The sequence below is a fragment of the Vibrio sp. 1580 genome, from assembly GCF_033340055.1.
Map to the genome: position 1 here is coordinate 1 of NZ_JAWOVT010000785.1, position 509 is coordinate 509.

Below are 509 nucleotides of genomic sequence, written 5' to 3' on the forward strand. Positions count from 1 at the left end.
TCACCTAATGTCCAACTTGGACAGATAACAAAAGTATTTGCCGCTTGCAGTTCATTGATCATCAATCGAGAGGAAGAAGTGGTAAGCCAATGTTTTACCTTAGAAATATCCACCCCAGAAGAATCAAGCAATACCTCAGCATCTCGTCTAGTCAAAGTATTACAAAAGACGATTCGCTCAGGGTAGCACTCCTCAGGTTTGACGGCACAGTCGCAAGCTAAAATGTATTGCTCTCTATTTAGGGGGAAAACGCGACCTTCCACGGAAGTGGTGTCACCAATAGCGAAGACTAAATCGTGGTTATCTTTATCAACACAATTCATGTCGCTATAACTTGTAATAGCCAACTCGACGTCGTTATACACTCTAAAAGAGCTAATTACCTTCGCGACCAATTCAGGGGCAAATGAATCAGATATCGCAATAGAGTACCGATCAAACATATCTACTTGAGCCAATTCGTCAAATAATTGGTCATATAAAAACACAGTTCTGTCTGTATAACTAAG

The 509-nt window shown here is 40.7% G+C and carries 1 pseudogene; it reads right to left on the minus strand.

Annotated elements, in window-relative coordinates:
• Positions 1-509 (minus strand): annotated as a pseudogene (locus R7093_RS28375) (LysR family transcriptional regulator); the annotation flags it as partial.